Here is a 1024-nt window from a genome sequence, read left to right on the forward strand (position 1 = left end):
ACCAGCGAGGTCCGCTGGCTGGTACTGCCCGAGCGCCCGGCCGGCACCGAGCACCTGACCGAAGAAGAACTCGTGCCGTTGGTGTCGAGGGACTCGATGGTCGGCGTGGCAAAGGTCGAAGCGTCATGACCGCGCCGTTGGACATCGAGGGCCCGGCTGCACCGCCCCGCTCCAACGGGGAGCTGGTGTTCGCCGAGCCGTGGGAAAGCCGCGCCTTCGGCATGGCCGTCAGCCTTCACGAGGCAGGCGCCTTCACCTGGCCGGAATTCCGGGACGCACTGATCGCCCGGATCAAAGCCTGGGAGGAATCAGCGGCCCCGGACGAGCCGTACGACTACTACCGGCTCTGGCTCGCCGCCCTGGAGGACGTGCTCGCCGGCCTGTGCGCCGTCTCCACCGACGAGGTCACCACCCGCGCCCACACCTTGGCCCAACGCCCCCCAGGCCACGACCACCGGGACGATCACGACCACGCGCATTGATGTGCAACCTCTCGGCCTTGCACCACCTTCACGGCGGACGCCCGAGGCCTCGGTGCCTGCGCCACGGCCGTTTCCAGTGCGGTCCCGGCGGACGAACGTGGCGCTGTCGGAGCCGCTGGCATCGAAGTACACCGGCCGCTGCGGCTCCTCGCCACTGTAGTAGGCGGTGGAGCGCAGGAAATCGGGGCTGACAGCGGCGAAGGGCCATGCCGGGCCGTCTGCGCCGAGCAGTTCCCGGGCGAAGCGCGCACCAGCCGCTCCGCGTCCGCCGCCGGGTAGTGGTGGCCGTAGGGGGCTGAACGCCCCGCAGAAGCATCCAGCTTCGGGCTCTCGGTCTGCACGGGGCCGCCACGTTCTACGTCTGGCGCGACGAGCAAGCCGGACAACTGCGCTGTTCGACCTCCTCCCAGCCCCCGGAATCGCTCCCGTTCGGTCGTAACTACGTGCTGACCGAGACGCTTGAACCGATCTTTGCGAGCTTCCTCGACGACAGTGATCCCGGCTCGGTGCCATGGACCGAACTCACATCTTTCGAGTCCGAC

2 protein-coding genes are annotated in these 1024 nt (G+C 68.8%); both read left to right on the forward strand.

Going from position 1 to position 1024, the window contains the following annotated elements; genetic code table 11:
- The coding region (locus tag VXC91_RS46025; RefSeq protein ID WP_329513275.1) for a nitrile hydratase subunit alpha at positions 1–129 on the forward strand (129 nt) is incomplete at its 5' end.
- Positions 126–482, forward strand: a complete 357-nt coding sequence (locus tag VXC91_RS46030; protein ID WP_329513274.1) for a nitrile hydratase accessory protein — start codon at positions 126–128, stop codon at positions 480–482. The genes VXC91_RS46025 and VXC91_RS46030, both read left to right, overlap by 4 nt.
- Positions 483–1024: the final 542 nt, after the last annotated feature.

Origin of the sequence: Streptomyces chiangmaiensis, assembly GCF_036281785.1 — a bacterium.
In the GTDB taxonomy this organism is placed as follows: Bacteria; Actinomycetota; Actinomycetes; order Streptomycetales; family Streptomycetaceae; genus Streptomyces; species Streptomyces chiangmaiensis.

Coding starts and splice junctions, on each gene's coding strand:
- VXC91_RS46030 (WP_329513274.1), top strand. CDS start 126: ATGACCGCGCCGTTGGACATCGAGGGCCCGGCTGCACCGCCCCGCTCC.